The sequence below is a fragment of the Butyrivibrio sp. X503 genome, assembly GCF_003625475.1.
Taxonomy (GTDB): domain Bacteria; phylum Bacillota; class Clostridia; order Lachnospirales; family Lachnospiraceae; genus Butyrivibrio.
Window position 1 is genome coordinate 74,242 of the sequence record NZ_RAIQ01000004.1, and the last position, 17,756, is coordinate 91,997.

13 protein-coding genes and 1 tRNA gene are annotated in these 17,756 nt (G+C 43.4%); all 14 read right to left on the minus strand.

Going from position 1 to position 17,756, the window contains the following annotated elements:
* Positions 1-2: 2 nt before the first annotated feature.
* The 14 genes from truB to D6853_RS08190 all read right to left on the minus strand — a co-directional run bounded on the left by truB (position 3) and on the right by D6853_RS08190 (position 17,737).
* A complete protein-coding gene (truB, locus tag D6853_RS08120; protein ID WP_120657517.1) occupies positions 3-959 on the minus strand; it encodes a tRNA pseudouridine(55) synthase TruB in 957 nt (318 codons plus the stop codon).
* A gap of 58 nt (positions 960-1,017) precedes the next feature.
* Positions 1,018-1,968, minus strand: a complete 951-nt coding sequence (locus tag D6853_RS08125) for a DHH family phosphoesterase (protein ID WP_120657518.1) — start codon at positions 1,966-1,968, stop codon at positions 1,018-1,020.
* The gene (gene rbfA, locus D6853_RS08130; RefSeq protein WP_092248392.1) at positions 1,958-2,350 is read right to left on the minus strand and encodes a 30S ribosome-binding factor RbfA; all 393 of its coding nucleotides are present in this window, start codon (positions 2,348-2,350) and stop codon (positions 1,958-1,960) included. The genes D6853_RS08125 and rbfA overlap by 11 nt, the downstream gene beginning before the upstream one ends.
* Before the next feature lie 74 nt (positions 2,351-2,424).
* Complete coding sequence (infB, locus tag D6853_RS08135; protein ID WP_120657519.1) at positions 2,425-5,244, minus strand: translation initiation factor IF-2; 2,820 nt, start codon at positions 5,242-5,244, stop codon at positions 2,425-2,427.
* On the minus strand, positions 5,231-5,548 hold the full coding sequence (locus D6853_RS08140; RefSeq protein WP_120657900.1) for a L7Ae/L30e/S12e/Gadd45 family ribosomal protein: 318 nt from the start codon (positions 5,546-5,548) through the stop codon (positions 5,231-5,233). Before D6853_RS08140 ends, infB begins: the two co-directional genes overlap by 14 nt.
* 25 nt (positions 5,549-5,573) lie before the next feature.
* On the minus strand, positions 5,574-5,834 hold the full coding sequence (gene rnpM, locus D6853_RS08145) for an RNase P modulator RnpM (protein ID WP_120657520.1): 261 nt from the start codon (positions 5,832-5,834) through the stop codon (positions 5,574-5,576).
* 1 nt (position 5,835) lies between these two features.
* The gene (gene nusA, locus D6853_RS08150; RefSeq protein WP_120657521.1) at positions 5,836-7,023 is read right to left on the minus strand and encodes a transcription termination factor NusA; all 1,188 of its coding nucleotides are present in this window, start codon (positions 7,021-7,023) and stop codon (positions 5,836-5,838) included.
* Between the two features lie 24 nt (positions 7,024-7,047).
* On the minus strand, positions 7,048-7,512 hold the full coding sequence (gene rimP, locus D6853_RS08155) for a ribosome maturation factor RimP (protein ID WP_120657522.1): 465 nt from the start codon (positions 7,510-7,512) through the stop codon (positions 7,048-7,050).
* 194 nt (positions 7,513-7,706) lie between these two features.
* Complete coding sequence (locus D6853_RS08160; RefSeq protein ID WP_158588700.1) at positions 7,707-8,003, minus strand: type II toxin-antitoxin system RelE/ParE family toxin; 297 nt, start codon at positions 8,001-8,003, stop codon at positions 7,707-7,709.
* Positions 7,996-8,217, minus strand: coding sequence for a hypothetical protein (locus D6853_RS08165; protein ID WP_120657524.1), 222 nt, complete (start codon positions 8,215-8,217; stop codon positions 7,996-7,998). Before D6853_RS08165 ends, D6853_RS08160 begins: the two co-directional genes overlap by 8 nt.
* Positions 8,218-8,596: 379 nt before the next feature.
* A tRNA-Glu gene (locus tag D6853_RS08175) sits at positions 8,597-8,668 on the minus strand.
* A 147-nt stretch (positions 8,669-8,815) separates the two neighbouring features.
* Complete coding sequence (locus D6853_RS08180) at positions 8,816-11,464, minus strand: tetratricopeptide repeat protein (protein WP_120657525.1); 2,649 nt, start codon at positions 11,462-11,464, stop codon at positions 8,816-8,818.
* A gap of 19 nt (positions 11,465-11,483) precedes the next feature.
* Entirely contained in the window at positions 11,484-13,169 is a 1,686-nt protein-coding gene (locus tag D6853_RS08185) for an Hsp70 family protein (RefSeq protein ID WP_120657526.1), read from the minus strand.
* 38 nt (positions 13,170-13,207) lie between these two features.
* Complete coding sequence (locus tag D6853_RS08190) at positions 13,208-17,737, minus strand: PolC-type DNA polymerase III (protein ID WP_120657527.1); 4,530 nt, start codon at positions 17,735-17,737, stop codon at positions 13,208-13,210.
* Between the last annotated feature and the right edge of the window lie 19 nt (positions 17,738-17,756).

Here is a 17,756-nt window from a genome sequence, read left to right on the forward strand (position 1 = left end):
CATTAACCTTCATAGAAAAATTTCACAACGTCAAACTGCCTTGTTTTCTCGTTGTATTTGTATATACCAAAAAAGGTATCGTCCTCGGAATAAACTCTGACCATGTCTTTATCAACGAACATACTCTCTTCAAATTCCGTATCGTTAACGTCTGCGGGATCTTCGCTGAGAATGTTGTCCTTCCTAAAGCTGTTGCCGTTTTCCAGAAGCTTTCTTGCGCTGTCTTTGACATGGATCTTATCAAGGTCTCTGAAAATATACTCGGGGGACTTTATCATCTCATTTAGCATTCCTGCATCTCTAAGCTCTTCAACCTGCGTGAGAGTGATCGCATCCTCAAGTCCGAAGGCTCCGACCTTGGTTCTTGTAAGATGCTGCATCGCCGCTCCGCAGCCAAGTCTCTGACCGATATCGTGGCAAAGCGTCCTGATATAAGTACCCTTGGAGCATTTAACCTCCATGGTAAAAAAGTGTTCTTTTTCAAGATGAGAATCATCCAGGATCGTGATCGCGCCGATGTGTACATGGCGGGGTTTTCTCTCAACCTCGATCCCCTCTCTTGCAAGCTCATAGAGCTTCTTTCCGCCTTGTTTAATTGCTGAATACATAGGCGGGATCTGATCATAGTCTCCCACAAAAGCTCTTGCCGCTTCGTGAAGCTCTTTTCTTGTTACGTTAACTTCTCTTGTCTCAAGCACGTTTCCGGACATATCCTGAGTGTCCGTTACGACGCCCAATCTGCAAACTGCAATATACTCCTTGTCGTGGTCTGTGAGCATCTCAACAAGCTTGGTGCCTGTTCCGAGGCACACTACAAGAACCCCGACAGCATCGGGATCAAGCGTTCCGGTGTGACCTATTTTCTTTTGACGAAGAATGCCGCGAAGCTTGGCGACAACATCGTTGGAGGTAAAACCGGGTTCCTTATATATATTTATGAGTCCGTTGTAATTGTTCATACGCTCTTTCTTAAAAAGGTACCCAAATACTGACTATATGGGTACCTTTAAATTCGTTTTATTCTTCCATCTGGTGATGGATATACTTAACTATATTGTTGATAACATCATGGCATGTACCGTTGGCCGTGCAGCCCGCAGCTCTTGTATGTCCGCCGCCTCCGAAAAGTCCCGCTATCTTGGCAACGTCAACCGCGCCGTTACTGCGAAGACTAACCTTATATTCAAGCGGTGATATCTCATACATAAACAGCGAGCAATCAACGCCGATAGTAAGAAGCATCTGGCTTACGATACCGTCAAGGTCATTGCTTGATGCCCCGTAAAAATCCATTGTCTGCTTGGAAATAACGGAAACAATACATCTTCCGTCAAGCATAAGCATACTCTCAAGAAGCGCTCTTCCAAGTATCTGATTCTGAAGATATGTCTTTTCATAAAAGACGTGATCGATAAGACTTCCAAAATCAAAGCCGTAGGAAATAAGCTCAGCCGCAACCTTCATGGTCTTGGGTGAAGTGTTGGAATACTTGAAAACTCCGGTATCCGTAACCATTCCGGTGTAAATAGCCTTGGCAATTTCCACATCGATCTTATCTGTATCTATGACATCGTAAACAAGCTCGCATGCGCTGCTTGCCGTAGGAACGATGTAATTGACGTCACCCGTTCCCTCATTGCTCACATGATGATCGATATTAACCGTGCGCTTTGCGTTGTCAAAAAACTTCTCGGCATCTCCGAGTCTTTCTTTACCACAATCAAGTGCAATAAATAAGTCAAAAGACTCTACATCCGTCGAAAAGTCGTTGTTAACAAGCTCAGCGTCTTTTATAAACATAAGCTCAGGAGGTATCTTCTCAAGAAAAACAGTCGCCTTTACATCGGGATAGTTCTTCTTAATATAAAGATACATCGAAAGACACGATCCCACACAGTCTCCGTCAGGACGGATATGGCCGCCGATTCCGACCGTGCTTACTTCGTTCATTAACTCATCAATCTTCATTCTCTTCTCCGCGGGCTCTTCTGGCCTCGTTATCCTTGGCAGCTATCTCATCAATCTTCTTTGACATATCGATCGCATACTCAATGGAGTCGTCCATGATGAATCTGATCTCGGGTGTATATCTCATGTTAAGCTCTTTAGCAAGTGTGCTGCGAACGTATCCGGCAGCACTCTTAAGTCCTTCCAAAGTACGCTCTCTGTCCTCGTCATTACCCATGACGGTAACCCATACCTTGCAGGTCTTAAGATCGGGAGCAACCTCGACATCCATAACGGATGTCATAGGGCTGATCCTGGGATCTTTACTGTATCGGATGGCCTCTGAAATAACTTTCATAACCTCTCCGTTTATTCTTTTATTCTTATTGCTGTTTTTTCTCATATATTATTCTTTCCGCGATATACGGATTGCATTGTGCCGGCACAGCAATCTATGCCATTTAGTCCCTATATCACTTATGTACGGGGAACCTCTACCATCTCGTATGCCTCTACCATATCACCTTCGTGAATCTGGTCGAATCCGTCAAATACAAGACCGCACTCGAAGCCTTCCTTAACCTCCTTGGCGTCATCCTTGAATCTCTTAAGTGAAGCAAGGTCACCTTCGAAGATCTGCTCACCGTCTCTTGTGATCCTAACCTTGGAGTCTTTCTTGATAACACCGTCCTTAACGAAGGAACCTGCGATATTACCAACCTTGGAAGCCTTGAAGATCTGGCGAACTTCGGCATGTCCTGTAACTCTCTCCTCATAGATGGGAGCAAGCATACCCTTCATGGCAAACTCGATCTCCTCGATTGCCTGATAAATTACCTTATAAAGCTTGATCTCAACGCCTTCGTGCTCTGCCATGCTCTTAGCTGTAGCATCGGGACGAACGTCGAAACCGATAATAACTGCGTTGGATGCTGCGGCAAGAGTAACGTCTGACTCTGTGATCGCACCAACACCGCCGTGAATAACCTTAACAACAACCTCTTCGTTGGAAAGCTTAAGAAGGCTCTGCTTAAGGGCTTCTACGCTACCCTGAACGTCGGCTTTGATGATGATGTTGAGTTCCTGAAGTCTTCCTTCCTCAATCTTGGAGTAAAGATCGTCAAGTGACATCTTAGCCTTAGTCTCTTCAATAAGGTCTTTCTTATGCTGCTGAAGATAAGTATTTGCATACTGCTTGGCAAGCTTATCCGTAGCATGTCCGAGGAATACCTCACCTGCGTTGGGAACATCGGAAAGTCCGAGGATCTCAACAGGCTGTGAAGGACGAGCTTCCTTAAGCTTATTGCCCTTATCGTCAACCATGGCTCTAACCTTACCTGAGCTTGCACCTGCTGAAATGAAGTCTCCGACATGGAGTGTACCCTTCTGAACAAGTACGTTTGCTACAGGTCCGCGACCCTTATCAAGTCTTGCCTCAAGGACAAGTCCTCTTGCTTCTCTGTCGGGGTTAGCCTTGAGCTCAAGGATATCTGCTGTAAGAATGATGGTCTCAAGAAGTGTCTCGATACCTTCACCTGACTTAGCGGATACGGGAACGAACTCTGTTGTTCCGCCCCAATCTGTAGAGATAAGACCGTACTCGGTCATCTCCTGCTTAACCTTGTCTATATTTGCATTGGGCTTATCAATCTTGTTAACCGCAACGATGATCTCAACCTCTGCAGCCTTGGCATGGTTGATAGCCTCGATTGTCTGAGGCATAACACCGTCATCCGCAGCAACTACAAGAACAGCGATATCTGTTGATGTAGCACCACGCATACGCATTGCTGTGAATGCTTCGTGACCGGGAGTATCAAGGAATGTGATCTTCTGGTCATTAACAGATACTGTATAAGCACCGATTCTCTGTGTGATACCGCCTGCCTCACGATCTGTAACGCTGGTCTTACGGATAGCGTCAAGAAGTGATGTCTTACCATGGTCAACGTGACCCATTACGCAGACAACGGGAGGTCTCTTCTTAAGTGTCTCGGGTGCATCCTCATCCTCTTTAAGGAGTTCTTCGATGATATCAACGGGAATCTCCTTCTCGCAGATGATGTCGTATTCGATAGCGATATTCTCAGCCTCTTCATAAGTAAGCTCTGTATTAACGGTAGAAACCTGTCCTGCCATGAAGAGCTTCTTGATAATAACAGAAGGCTGCATCTTCATCTTCTCGGCAAGTTCCTTGATAGAAACCTTCTCGGGAATAGAGATAACCTTGATCTGCTCTTCAGGTTCTTCAACCTTCTTAACCTCAGGCTTGATGAATCTGCCGACTCTCTTACTTCTTGGCATCATCTCTTCCTGCTCGTAAGCAAGATCCTTCTTGTTTCTCTTATCTTTCTCCTGACCGAGTCTTCTTCTTTCTTCGTCTCTGCGGCCCTGTCCTTCCTTAGCTGAAGGAGCATCTGCAAAATTGCCTCTTCCGCCCTTGTCGAACTTGTTTCCGCCGAACTTGTTGTCATTTCTCTGACCGAACTTGCCGCCGTTCTGGCCTGCTCCGCCGTTTCTGTTGTCATCTCTGCGGAAGCCGCCGTTCTGGCCGCCCTGTCTGTTCTGGAAATTATTTCTGTCGCCTCTGGGTGCATTTCCCTGTGCGCCCTGACGATTATTTCTGTTGTCTCTGTTTCTGTCGGGAGCCTGTGTTCTCTCTCTTGAAGCTTCTCTGTTCTGAGGTGCCTCTTTTGCCACATTCTCTCTTGCGGGTGCCTGGTTCTGTGCAGGTGCTGCGGGCGCTTCCTTCTTGGCGGGAGCGGGCTTTGCAGCGGGCTGAGTCTTGTTATATCCGTTATCATAGCTGTCAAGCTGTGAAGGTGCTGTCAAAGGCTTGATAGGATGATATACGTTCTGTGACTGAGCGAAGGTTCCGCGTCTGTTGTTTCCGCCTCTGTCCTGTCTGTTGTCACGAGGTCTCTGATTACCTGAGTTTCCTCCCTGTCCGTTGAAGCCGCCCATCTTGGAGTTACCTGCGTTGGTAACCATGATGATCTTCTTCTTTTTCTTGGGCGCATCTTCAGCTGAAGCCTTAGCAGCCTCTGCGTTAGATTCCTTTACCTCTTTTTCAACAGCCTTGGTTTCGGCTGCCTTTGCAGGCTTTTCTTCCTTTTTAGGTGCTGCTGCACTTGTTTTTTTGCCCTTAAAATGCTTTCTGATCTTATCTGCATCGGACTCTTCAATAGAACTGTTCGAACGCTTCGCTTCTATTCCATTCTCCTGCGCGTAGCTTATCAGCTCTTTTCCTTCGCATCCAAGCTCATTCGCAAGGTCAGATATCTTAATTTTTGCCATTCACATTTCCTCCAAACTGATCTTCTAAGAGTAAGTTCTTTAAAAGCGACTTCGCCAGCCCTTCGTCGGTAACTACCAGGCTTGTTCGAACACCCTTACCTATTGCATGTCCCAGGCTCTCCTTGTCTCCAAAAAAAACAATGGGCACCTTGTAATAACTACATTTATCCGCAAATAGCTTCTTGGTATTGTCAGAAGCATCTTCACTGACTATTACTACATGGGCTTTTTTGCCGCGAACAGCTTCAAGCACGGATAACTCACCGCTCTTTAGCTTACCCGCTCTAATGCAAAGCCCAAGCATAGAATAAACTTTTTTAGAATCCAATTTACTCTCCAAACTCTTTACTCAACTTATCAAGTACATCTTCGGGAATCTGCGCTTTGAGTGAACGCTCAAGCCCTTTGTTCTTAAGTGCTTTCTTAAGACATTCCGCATTGTTGCAGATATATGCGCCTCTTCCGTTCGCTCTTCCGGTTGTATCAAGACAGATCTCATCCTCGGGAGTCTTGATGACTCTTACGAGTTCTCTTTTATCCTTCATCTCTCCGCAACCGACACATTTTCTGGTTGGAATCTTTTTTTGCATCTTATTCCTCTACATCGGCATCCTCGGAAGCCTCATCGATCACATCGATCTCCTCTTCCTCGTACTCGCCCTCATAATCCTCATCATCATAATCTTCATCATCAAGATAGTCTTCCATACGGAATCCGGGAGCATCCTTAGCCTGAGTCTCGCTCTTGATGTCGATCTTATATCCTGTAAGTCTTGCTGCAAGACGAGCGTTCTGTCCTTCCTTACCGATAGCAAGTGAAAGCTGATAATCGGGAACGACTACCTTAGCGCTCTTCTCATCGGGATCAGCAAATACCGCAACGATCTTGGCAGGTGAAAGAGCATTCTGAATAAGGTTACCGGGGTTCTCATCCCAGTTGATAACGTCGATCTTCTCACCGTTAAGCTCGTCAACGATAAGATTAACTCTTGCTCCGTTAACACCTACACATGCACCAACCGCATCAACGTTGGGGTTGTGTGAGTAAACAGCGATCTTGGTACGGCTGCCTGCTTCTCTTGCAATGCTCTTGATCTCAACAGTTCCGTCCTGAATCTCGGCAACTTCCTGCTCGAAAAGTCTCTTAACGAGATCGGGATGTGTTCTTGAAACAAGGATTCTGGGTCCCTTGGAACCGTTCTTAACCTCAAGCACATATACTCTGATACGTGATGTAGGTCTGTAGAAGCCTGACTTAGCTTCAGCTTCAACCTGCTCGTTCTCATTGAGGATCGCATCTGCGCGTCCAAGGTTGATGCTGATGTTCTTACCGATATATCTCTGAATGACACCTGTTACAATGTCATGCTCTTTTTCAAAATACTCGTTGTAGATCGCTCCGCGCTCTTCCTCACGAATCTTCTGTAAGATAACGTTCTTGGCGTTCTGAGTTGCGATACGTCCGAACTCCTTGGAGTTTAAAGATACGTTTACAACATCGCCGACCTTGCTCTTTTTGCTAATCTTCTTGGCATCATCGAGTGAAATCTCGAGCATGGGATCCATAACATCATCTGCTGTCTCGACAACAGTCTTCTCTGCGTAGCACTTGAAGTCGCAGTTATCTCTGTCAACTTCTACTTTGATGTTCTCTGCCTTGCCGAAATTGTTCTTGCAAGCAGTGATAAGTGAATTCTCGATCGCATCGAACAGAGAATCCTTACTGATGTTCTTCTCCTTCTCCAAAAGGTCAAGGGCATCCATTAATTCTTTACTCATCGTAATCTCCTTTTTCCGCTCAGATTAAAAATCAAGAGCAAGCTTAATAACTGATATCTCTTTTCTTATAAAAGTCTCATCTTGTTCATTTATAGTTACGGTAACCGAAGTGTCATCAAAACTCTTAAGTGTACCGGCAAACTCCTTAACACCGTCTCTTGGCTTAAAAAGCTTGAGTTCTACATCCATACCTATGCTGTTCTGAAAATGTCTGTCTTTCTTGAGCTGACGTCCGAGTCCGGGACTGCTGACTTCCAAGGTATATGCCTCTTCGATAAAGTCATCAACGTCAAGCGCATCGGAAAGTGCTCTGTTGACATTAACGCAGTCATTGATATCTACGCCGCCTTCCTTATCGATGTAACAGCGAAGGTACCACTCGCCCGCTTCCTTGACATACTCCACATCGTAAATGCTGACGCCGTTTGCTTCAGCGATGGGAGTAAGAAGCTCTTCAGTCTTCTTCTCAATATCATTCTTACGTGCCATTCTATCTCCTTATTGTTGCAAGTTGGCTACAAGTACATGAAATACATGATATACGAATTGCTCCGCAGCAAGCTGCTTTGATCTATTACGCCTATATCATGACATGCAAAAAGTGGACTCGCGAAAGTCCACTTCTGCGTAATATTATAACGTGTGTTTTTGTATTTGTAAACAGTAGATTTGATTATTAATGTTTATAGCTGATTCTTTTTTGGTTTTACTGCAACAATATATACTTTCTTATTCTCGTAATCTACTCTGTATACAACAGTATATTTTTTTACAAATATCTGCCTGTACCCTTTGTGTCTTCCTACTGTTCTGATTGTTCCTCTATCAGGAAAGCTTTTTAATCTCCTTATAGATGATTTAATAGTTTCAATAAAACTATAAGCTATATCTCTATCCGCAGAGAGTTCAAGTGTAACAGTGTACACCTCCTCTAAATCCTTTAATGCCTGCGGTGTAACTGTAACCTTGTAATTATCCAAAAAACTTTGCCTCCAATCCGGCAAAAGCTTCCTCTATATCTATCAACTTAGCGCCTTCAGATATTTCTTTCTCCGATTGCTCTATAGACTTATCAATTTCTTCGTCTATTTCGTTATCAGATTTCAAGGTACCTTCCATAACTGATATGATATAGTATAATTTTTCTTCCGGAACCTGTTCAAGAAGTTCCATTGCTCTTTCTCTGTTACTCATAAATATATCCTTTCATAAAATCCCACCATGAACATACATTTATGCAAAAACATTATAGCATTTAGAGCAATTTTTTTATAGTCATAAAAAATGTGAGTGTATCTGAAGGATGTAAATTCAAAAAGTGTCTTAATCGCAGGCACTCCTTTTATCCCTTATTATTTCTTCTTTCTTCTAGCTCATCTTGATACCCCGCAATTATTATTCCAGCAGGCAGCGCGACAATAGCAATTCCCAAAACAGCAGAAATCATAGTAATAAATTTTCCGATAAGTCACCTTCCAAATTTCACAATCTTTTTCCAGGCAAAAAAATAAGCCAGAATACTAATGTATTCTAGCTTCAGGGTTGGGCTGTTTAAATAACTAACAGTCTTGCGTACCTCGTAGCGGAATCGAACCGCTGATTCTGCCGTGAGAGGGCAGCGTCTTAACCGCTTGACCAACGAGGCTTACTTACTTGTGTCAACCGCTGTATCGCGGCGACTTGTTTATATTATCTCATAGATAAAAATAATGCAAGTACTTTTTTAAAAAATTTTTGAAAAAATATTTATTCATAGAAGAGTCGCCGCTTTTGGCGACTCTTCAACCTAAGATCAGGCGCTCTTCATATTGCTGATATAACGTCTAATGGACAGGGCAACTTCTTCGTGTTTATGCCATTCTACATCATCGGTTTTATCGCAATACTCCAGTGCCTTCTCATATTCACCCTCATAGGCATATATCTGTGCCAAGGTTAAATATTTTTCGGTACAACCGCCTTTTATACAATACGGGCACATCTCCTCCCCATCCATCTTAGATAAGTAATGGCGGGCTTTATCAATATCTCCCATATAAATATATGCTTCGCTTATATATGATAATTCCATTCTGTTGGCGAATCTGTCTTTATCTTCCACAGCTTTTTCCACTGTCATACCCTTTTCGATACAATATAGGCACTCATTCGTAGCTTCATCCAGTGCTCTTTTTGCAAAAATTTTAGCCCGGTCACGATTGCCTGCATACATACAAAGTCTTGCAAGACTTATAAAAATACTTCGCCTTTTTTTATCATCGGATTCGATAATATCCAAAAATTCATCTTTCACAAGCAGATCATAGAGCCGCTTGTGATCCGAAACAATCGCGGGACCATAAGAAAGTATACGCCAAAAAAACTCTGAAAAGCCCTTATATCCATTGTTCTTTTCCAAAACCATATTCAACTTATCGCAAGCGTCAAATAACAGCCTCTGCGATTCATCGTTAAAAAAGATCGAAGGCTCATATGCGCAATAAGACAGAATAAGTTTTGTTTTTTCCGTGATCGCGCTGTAATCAAGCTCGGAATTTTCAGACAAAGGATCCGGAATGAATACTCCTTTTGCCGTTATTTCCAAGTTTTCACGTGCCTTATCATTGTTGTTGACAGCGGTATAAAAAGAGATCAGTCTTTCGCACAGTTCGGGATTTAACTCTTCATACAGTTCTTCATTTTTATCCTTATTGATTTCCAAAAACTCTCTTTTTTGCTCCAGATACTCTATCGCTTCTTTATATCTTCCGCTTAAATAAAAACATTTTGAGATTATGCTCCAAAAAGCTGCCTGATGATATATACGCTGTGTTTCATAAGCGTATTGCTCCGCTTCTTTTAATATCGAAACAGTTTTCTCTATGATTATGTCATTTTCTTCCTTCTTTCCCTCTTCCAAACATTCCGAAAGATGAGCATATATCAGGTTAAAATATGCTCTTAATTTGTGAACTTCAAAAATATAATCACCGGTATCCAACTGTTCTTCGGTAATAATTTCAATCACTTTTTCGCCCAGAGGAATCGCCCGTTTAGCATCCCTTCTTCTTGTTTCGGAACAAACTACATTGACAAGATTCTCAACAAAATCCGATGAATACTCACCCTCACCCTCTTCCTCGTCTTCTGTATCTAATTCCATGAGCTTAGATACATAGCCTGCCAACATATCAGCTTCTGATCTTGAATTGTATCCGTCTCTGTCTGTCAGATAAAAGCTTGATGAAGCAAGCTTATTATACTTATTGATATCATCCGCCCCATCCGGGATCAGATCAAGTAACTTTTTGGCATCGCGGTGTCTTTTGTCCTTTTGGTAAAACTCGGCGATGTTCTGAAGGATATAAACATAATTGTCCAATCCGGAAATCTTATCTTTATCTCTTTCATATCGTTTTATCCCCAGCTCATGCGCATTGCCGAATTTACAAGCTATGATAAATACATTCCAGTCAAATTCGGAAAATTCATCCATATCCGCCATCAGTTCAGCAGTCTGTTTTCCACTTTCTTCTATATATGCCGCAGCCTCCTCATTGTCGTCTATAAAGTGCATCCATCTGTAATAATAAAATGCATCTCGTATATCTCCCCTCTTGCGGCAGATGATAGCTCTTGTCTCATAAACTCTGTACTCAAAAAAGCGATAAATAATCTGATGATTTTCCTCAGGAACTTCTTCCATATAGCAATAAAAAAGCTCCTTTTCCTGTTCTTCGGACAATTCCCCCTTAATAAGGTCATTTCTCTTAGCCATCAATACAAACCATGGATGAAGAAGCCCTGTTTCAAGTAACTTTCCAAGTTCCGCATCAATATCTTCAACCTCAGAATACGGGCTGACCAGATCGATCAAGCTGCCGATATATCGATCAATCACACCGTCTTCATCTTTTTCGGGCGTTCCGATAACTGTCTCATATTCAAAATCAAAATACCGGTTGGCAGCCTTCGCCATGGCATATCGCAAAAAGCCTTCTTCACAAATACCGGAAAGCTCAACAAAATTCTCGCCGATAAAGAAGAGATCATCGATCACTTTATACACGCTGTTTGAAAGATAGAAATGTGACTGAAGATATGAAAAAAGAATTCTTCTTACTTCCTCAGCGGTATCCAGAGCAGTCACCACCGGATCTGAAAGAAGGTTCTTCCACTCCTCCGGATTTATTCTGCGTTTATAACATTTATACAATTCATCAAGCCTCGTATAAAAAACGTTGAGCGGATCATTCTCTCCCCTTTCGAAAAACCCTTCCCCTTGGTCTTTTTCTCTTGCAAAAGAGATTGCGTTTTCATACGCTGTTCTTACTTTCTTAAATCCATCCGGATCATCTTCGGGATTATGTTTTCTAAGTTCTGTTCTGTATGCTTCCCCTATCTTATTCTCATCTTTTGTGATCTCAATTTTCAGAATGTCAAAAACCTCTTTGATGTCCATGCCTCTTCTCCTTTTAAAGTTATATATTATTTTGATTGATTATCTCTATCAGCTTTTTCTTCGAATTAAAAATGAAAGCTTTATCTCTTTTTTCAAGCGCTTCTTCAAAAGCGGTCACAGCTTCTTCGATCAAAGCCCTGTCACTTCCAAGTGATTCTTCATATGCTCTTTCTGCTCTGATCAAAAGTAATCTGTTCTCCTCAAGATCTCTCGGAGCAATCTTTAAGTAGCTAAGCTGCTTCATTCTCTCGGCAATTTCTTCATCGGTCATTCTGTTGTATCGCCCTTTGAAGAGCTTGGTGGTCACTTGTCCTGTTGATAATATCCTCACCTCGACTTCCAAAATAGCATTTATATCATAAGTAAATGTAACTTCTATTTTCTCCATCCCCGCCAAATTCTTCGGCACATTGACAGACAAATCTCCAAGATAAAGATTATTGCTTACCTTTCGGCTTTCACCCTGATATACCTCTATATCCACCACTTCCTGATCGTCGTGTGTAGTATAGTATATCTCGGTTCTGCTGGCGGGAATGACGGTATTTCTCTCTATGATGGGAGAAAAATGACCACTCTCAAAGCTTCCGTCTTCTCTGCCCACCGAAACCTGAACACCTAAAGAAAAGCCGCATACATCCGTGAGGATTATTTCTTTAACTTCTGCCCTTCGTTCTTTCATTGCAGCCTGGATACATGTTCCTATCGCAACCGCCTCATCCGGATTGATCATGGTATCGGGAAACTTTCTGAATAATCTGGAAAGAAATTTTCTGATAACAGGCATCCTGGTCGCTCCGCCAACAAGAACAACCTCATCAATGTCAGAAAGCTTGATCCTTGCATCATTGATACTTCTTTGGAGAGGACCTCTAAGCTTATCCAAAAGAGGTTGTGACATCTCTTCAAATTCTCTTTCGGAAAGCGAGTATTCTTTTTCTTTTCCGTCAATTATTATTTTCGAGGAAATCAGAGCTTTATCCGAAAGCTCTGTTTTTATGTTCTCAGCCGCTTCCCTTATTCCGGAAAGAGTTTTTCGGTCACACTTATCCTTATCAATATTCAATTTTGAAAAAATGGATTCATAAATAAGATCGGTAAAATTCTCACCGCCAAGATAATTATCACCGGCTACCGCACGAACTTCCAATATATCCTTACTCAGCTCAAGGATAGAAACGTCAAACGTTCCGCCACCCAGATCAAAAACAAGGAATCTTGTATAATCCTTTTTATCATATAGTCCGTAGGTAATAGCCGCTGCCGTAGGTTCGCTTATGATTCTCTCAACCTTAAGCCCGGCAAGCTGTCCTGCCAATTTAGTTGCTTTACGCCTGTCATCATCAAAATATGCCGGCACGCTGATCACGGCTTCCACAACTTTTTCGCCGTATTTTTTCTCCACATCCTCTTTTAATGATTTCAAAACAAGCGCGGAAAGATCCTCGGGGCGGAATAACTTGCCCCCGAGGTTATACTGCTTATCACTGCCTATAAATCTCTTAAAAACCTCAGCGGTTCTCTCCGGATGAAGTATTCCATACTCTTTGGCACTTTTACCCACAAGTACGGTCCCGTCCTCATCCACTGCTACCGCTGAAGGTGTCAGTCTTTCTCCTAGCCTGTTTTCTACAATTTCCGCATTCCCCTTGTCGAAAACCGCAACCAGGCTGTTGGTGGTACCTAAATCAATTCCGATATTCACAATTGTCTCTTCCTTTTATAAGTTTTATATTATTTAACTCAAGCCTTCATAAGATCAAAAATACTGATCTGGTTAGAGTCGGGAATATCTCCCAAAAGTCCCATATCGGACATCTTATCGATGACTGTCTGCGGGCACTTGGTGCGCTGTCTGAAGTCGTCCTTTGAAAGGAACGGGCCGTCTTTGGCGGCTTCCACGATCTGGTCTGCGGCCTTTTCACCCATGCCGTCGATACTTGTAAGCGAAGGCATGATCTTATCGCCGATAACCTGGAAATCCCTTGACTTAACCTTGAAGATATCGATGGGAAGGAATTCTATTCCTCTCTCGTACATCTCCTCAACAAGTCTCATGTCGCCGTACTCTGCCTGCTGAGCATTGGTAAGCTCATCTTTTTTGCTGTTGTACTCTTTCATGATGGCATGAAGGTGGTTCTCACCCTGGCACATGTGCTCATAGTTAAACGCCTTGGCTCTAATACTGAACCATGCTGCATAGAATGCCTGCGGCACATAAACCTTGAAATAAGCTATACGCCAAGCCATCATAACGTAAGCTGCGGCGTGAGCCTTGGGGAACATGTACTTTATCTTTTTACAAGACCAGATGTACCAATCCGGAACTCCCGCTGCGATCATGGCTTCTTCCATCTCGGGCTTAAGTCCTTTACCTTTACGTACAGACTCCATGGTCTTGAACGAAAGAGACTTATCCATGCCCTTCTGAATTAGATAGATCATGATATCGTCACGACAACAGATACAGGTATCGATGGTCGCCTTGCCCTCCTGAATAAGGGTCTGCGCATTACCAAGCCAAACGTCCGTACCATGTGAAAGACCTGATATCCTGATAAGGTGGGACAATGAAGTGGGCTTGGCGTCGATAACCATCTGCATGGCAAAGTCGGTACCAAACTCGGGAAGACCGAGGCATCCGAGCTTTGTTCCGCCGAGCTGCTCGGGAGTAACGCCGAGCGCAGTCGTATTCATGAAAAGACTCATAACGTTCTTATCATCGAGCGGCACAAGCTTGGGATCGAGCCCCGTGCAATCCTGAAGGAATCTGATCATGGTCGGATCATCGTGTCCCAGAATATCGAGCTTAAGAAGGTTGTGGTCGATCGAGTGATAGTCGTAATGTGTCGTAATTGTAGCCGTTGTCATATCGTTGGCAGGATGCTGAACAGGGCAAAAAGAATTGATGTCCTCTCCAACGGGAAGAACTATGATTCCACCCGGGTGCTGACCTGTACCTCTTCTGATACCCGTACAACCCTGAACAATCCTGTTTATCTCACATTTTCTTTTGCTTGAGCCTATCTGGTCGTAGTATTTCTTTACGAAACCAAATGCCGTCTTATCTGCGAGCGAAGCGATGGTTCCGGCTCTGAAGGTCTGTCCGTAACCAAAGATAACTTCCGTATACTTATGAGCTTTAGACTGATACTCACCCGAGAAGTTAAGGTCGATATCAGGCTCCTTATCTCCTTTAAATCCAAGGAAGGTCTCGAAAGGAATGTCAAAACCGTCCTTATTCATCATGGTTCCGCACTTGGGGCAACGCTTATCGGGCATGTCGCAGCCTGAATTACCGCCGTATTTAAGAACCTCTTCCGAATCGAAATCACTGTATTTGCAGTGAGGGCACACGTAATGCGGGCTCAGCGAATTAACCTCGGTAATACCCGAAGTGAACGCAACAAACGACGAACCTACGGAACCTCTGGAACCTACCAGATATCCGTCCTCATTGGACTTCCAAACGAGCTTCTGCGCGATGATATACATAACGGCGAAACCGTTCTTGATAATGGAGTTAAGCTCTCTTTCAAGACGCTCCTGCACTATCTCGGGAAGCTCATCTCCGTATATCTCATGTGCCTTGTCGTAGCAGATCTTTGTAAGGATCTCATCACTGTTTTCGATGACAGGCGCGCACTTATCGGGACGAACAGGCGAAATACTGTCACACATATCAAGGATCTTACGTGTATTTTCTATTACGATCTCATTAGCCTTGTCTCCTCCGAGATAATCAAACTCAGCCATCATCTCATCGGTCGTTCTAAGATAAAGAGGAGACTCCTCCTCATCGTTCATACCTTTTCCGGCCATGATGATCGTACGATATATCTCATCCTCCGGATTAAGGAAATGCGCATCACAAGTAGCGACAACAGGTTTGTTAAACTGCTCGCCGAGTCTTACTATCTCTTTATTTATCTCTCTGATGTCATCATCGGAATTAATGTCTTCATATCTGTCGGATTCAACCATGAAATGATTGTTTGCAACAGGCTGAATCTCAAGGTAGTCATAGAAATCTACAAGTCTTGCTATCTCTTCGGGCGGTCTTCCCTCAACAACAGCGCCGTAAAGCTCACCCGCGCAGCAAGCGCTCCCTATGATGAGTCCCTCTCTGTGCTTTAACAGCTCACTCTTTGGAATAAGCGGGAATCTCCTGAAATAGTCAACATGAGATTCACTCACAAGGGTATAGAGATTAACCCTTCCCAGAGTGTTCTTTGCAAGAATAATGCAGTGATTGGGACGAAGATGACGGATCATCTCCTTGGTGGGCTTACCCAAAATATTTACGTCGGTAAGCGTAACCGCCTTCTGCTCCTGAAGCATAGGTATGAACTTATTAAAAATAAGCGCGGTACACTCGGCATCATCAACCGCTCTGTGGTGATGACCAAGTACAACGTTAAGTGTCTTAGCAACCGCATCAAGCGTATGCTTTGCCTGAAGCGGGAAGAAATATCTTGAAAGCCAGAGCGTATCGACCGTTGTATAGTCGACATCAATATTAAGCTCTTTACAGTTCTGATTGATAAAGCTGATATCAAAGCCTACGTTATGTCCTACAAGAACGGCGTCCTTACAGAACTCAACGAATTTAGGAATTATAACCTCTCTTGTCGGCGCATCGATGACCATGTCATCCGTGATACTTGTAAGCTGTGTGATCCTAAACGGGATCGGCACCTTAGGATTTATAAACTCCGAGAATCTGTCAACGATCTCGCCGTTCACGATCTTGACCGCACCGATCTCAATGATCTTATTTTTAATAGGTGAAAAACCTGTCGTCTCAATATCAAATACGACAAAGGTCGTATTATCAAGCGGCTGTCCCTTGTCGTTTACAACAATCTCTTTAAGGTCGTCGACAAGATAAGCCTCAACTCCAAGGATCAGTTTAAAGAAATCCTGTCTCTCGATAGGCGGCTCTCCCGCTTCTTTCCTTCTCTTTTTCTCATCGTCATAAAGAGACTCCCATACGTGGTTGGCATCCGTAAGCGCCTGAACAACGCCGTGGTCCGTGATCGCGATACCGGGCATTCCCCACTTGTAGGCCTGCTTAACGATATCTTTTACCTCGGAAACACCGTCCATATCACTCATCTTGGTATGGCAGTGAAGCTCTACTCTCTTAACCTCAGCTCTGTCAACTCGCTTGGATGTAAAATCGGGAATCTTCTTAACTCCCGCAACAGACTGAATCGAAAGCTCATGATCGAATTTATCCACAGCCGCGATTCCCTTAACCTTAACAAAGGCTCCGGGCTTGATGTCTTTGGTTATCTCGGGAACATCCTCGGTCTTAACGAACATCTTGACCGTGATTGAATCCGTAAAATCAGTAACGTCAAAGATAAGAATACTCTTTTCGTTTCTGATATCTCTTTTGTCAAAAGCAGTGATCTTACCGTGAATAACAACTTCGCCGAGCTCTCCGACAAGATCTTCAAGTTTCATTGTCTCCTCGTCAAAGTCTCTTCCGAAAATAACATCCGGATTGTCGCTTCTCTTGAAGGCACCGAAGTCGCCTTTTCTTCCCGCGAATTTGCCTTTTCCGAAGCCGCCCGAAACAGGCACTTTGGAAGCGGAAACAGAACCTGCCGAAGCACCGGCACTCTTCTTTTCTTCCGTCTTAGCTGCTTCTTTTTCTTCCTTCTCTTTTTTCTTTTCCTCTGATTTAAGCTCAGCCTCTTCAAGCTTCTTGGCCATCTTGGCTGATTCTGCGGAGTAATCCGGCTCATCGTTACTCTTTTCAACCTCTATAAATTCAGGCTGAATGTCCACGGAAAGACCGCATCTTTCATTGAATATCTTGGAAAGAACTCTGATAAGATCGGGAGCCTTCTTTTGGCTTACAACACTGTCCTCGAGCCGGATCACAACGTTCCCGTCTTCGGGGTACACAAAAGAAGCCGAACGAAAAAGACTATACTCCATATGGTCATAGTCTTTAAGCTCAAGCTCAATGCTGTCCTTGTATAGTTCCAATAAATTCTTGGGTGTGTACTGTGCAGACAAGCTAAACTTCTCGTAAATCTTGATGTTAACATCGTGACTTCCGAAAAGCTGCTTCTTGATACTCGTCTCACTCTTAATGATGTCTGATTTATCAATAAGATTGTTACTCGAAATATATATTCGTATGAAATCCTGCTTCCTTGTCGTGGACACCTTGGTAACTTCTGTCTGTTCCATTATCTCTTTGGTCTTGGCGTCCAACTTAAGTGCAGGGAAAACCTCAAAAAACTTTTTTGACATACCCTAAAGCACCTCTCAA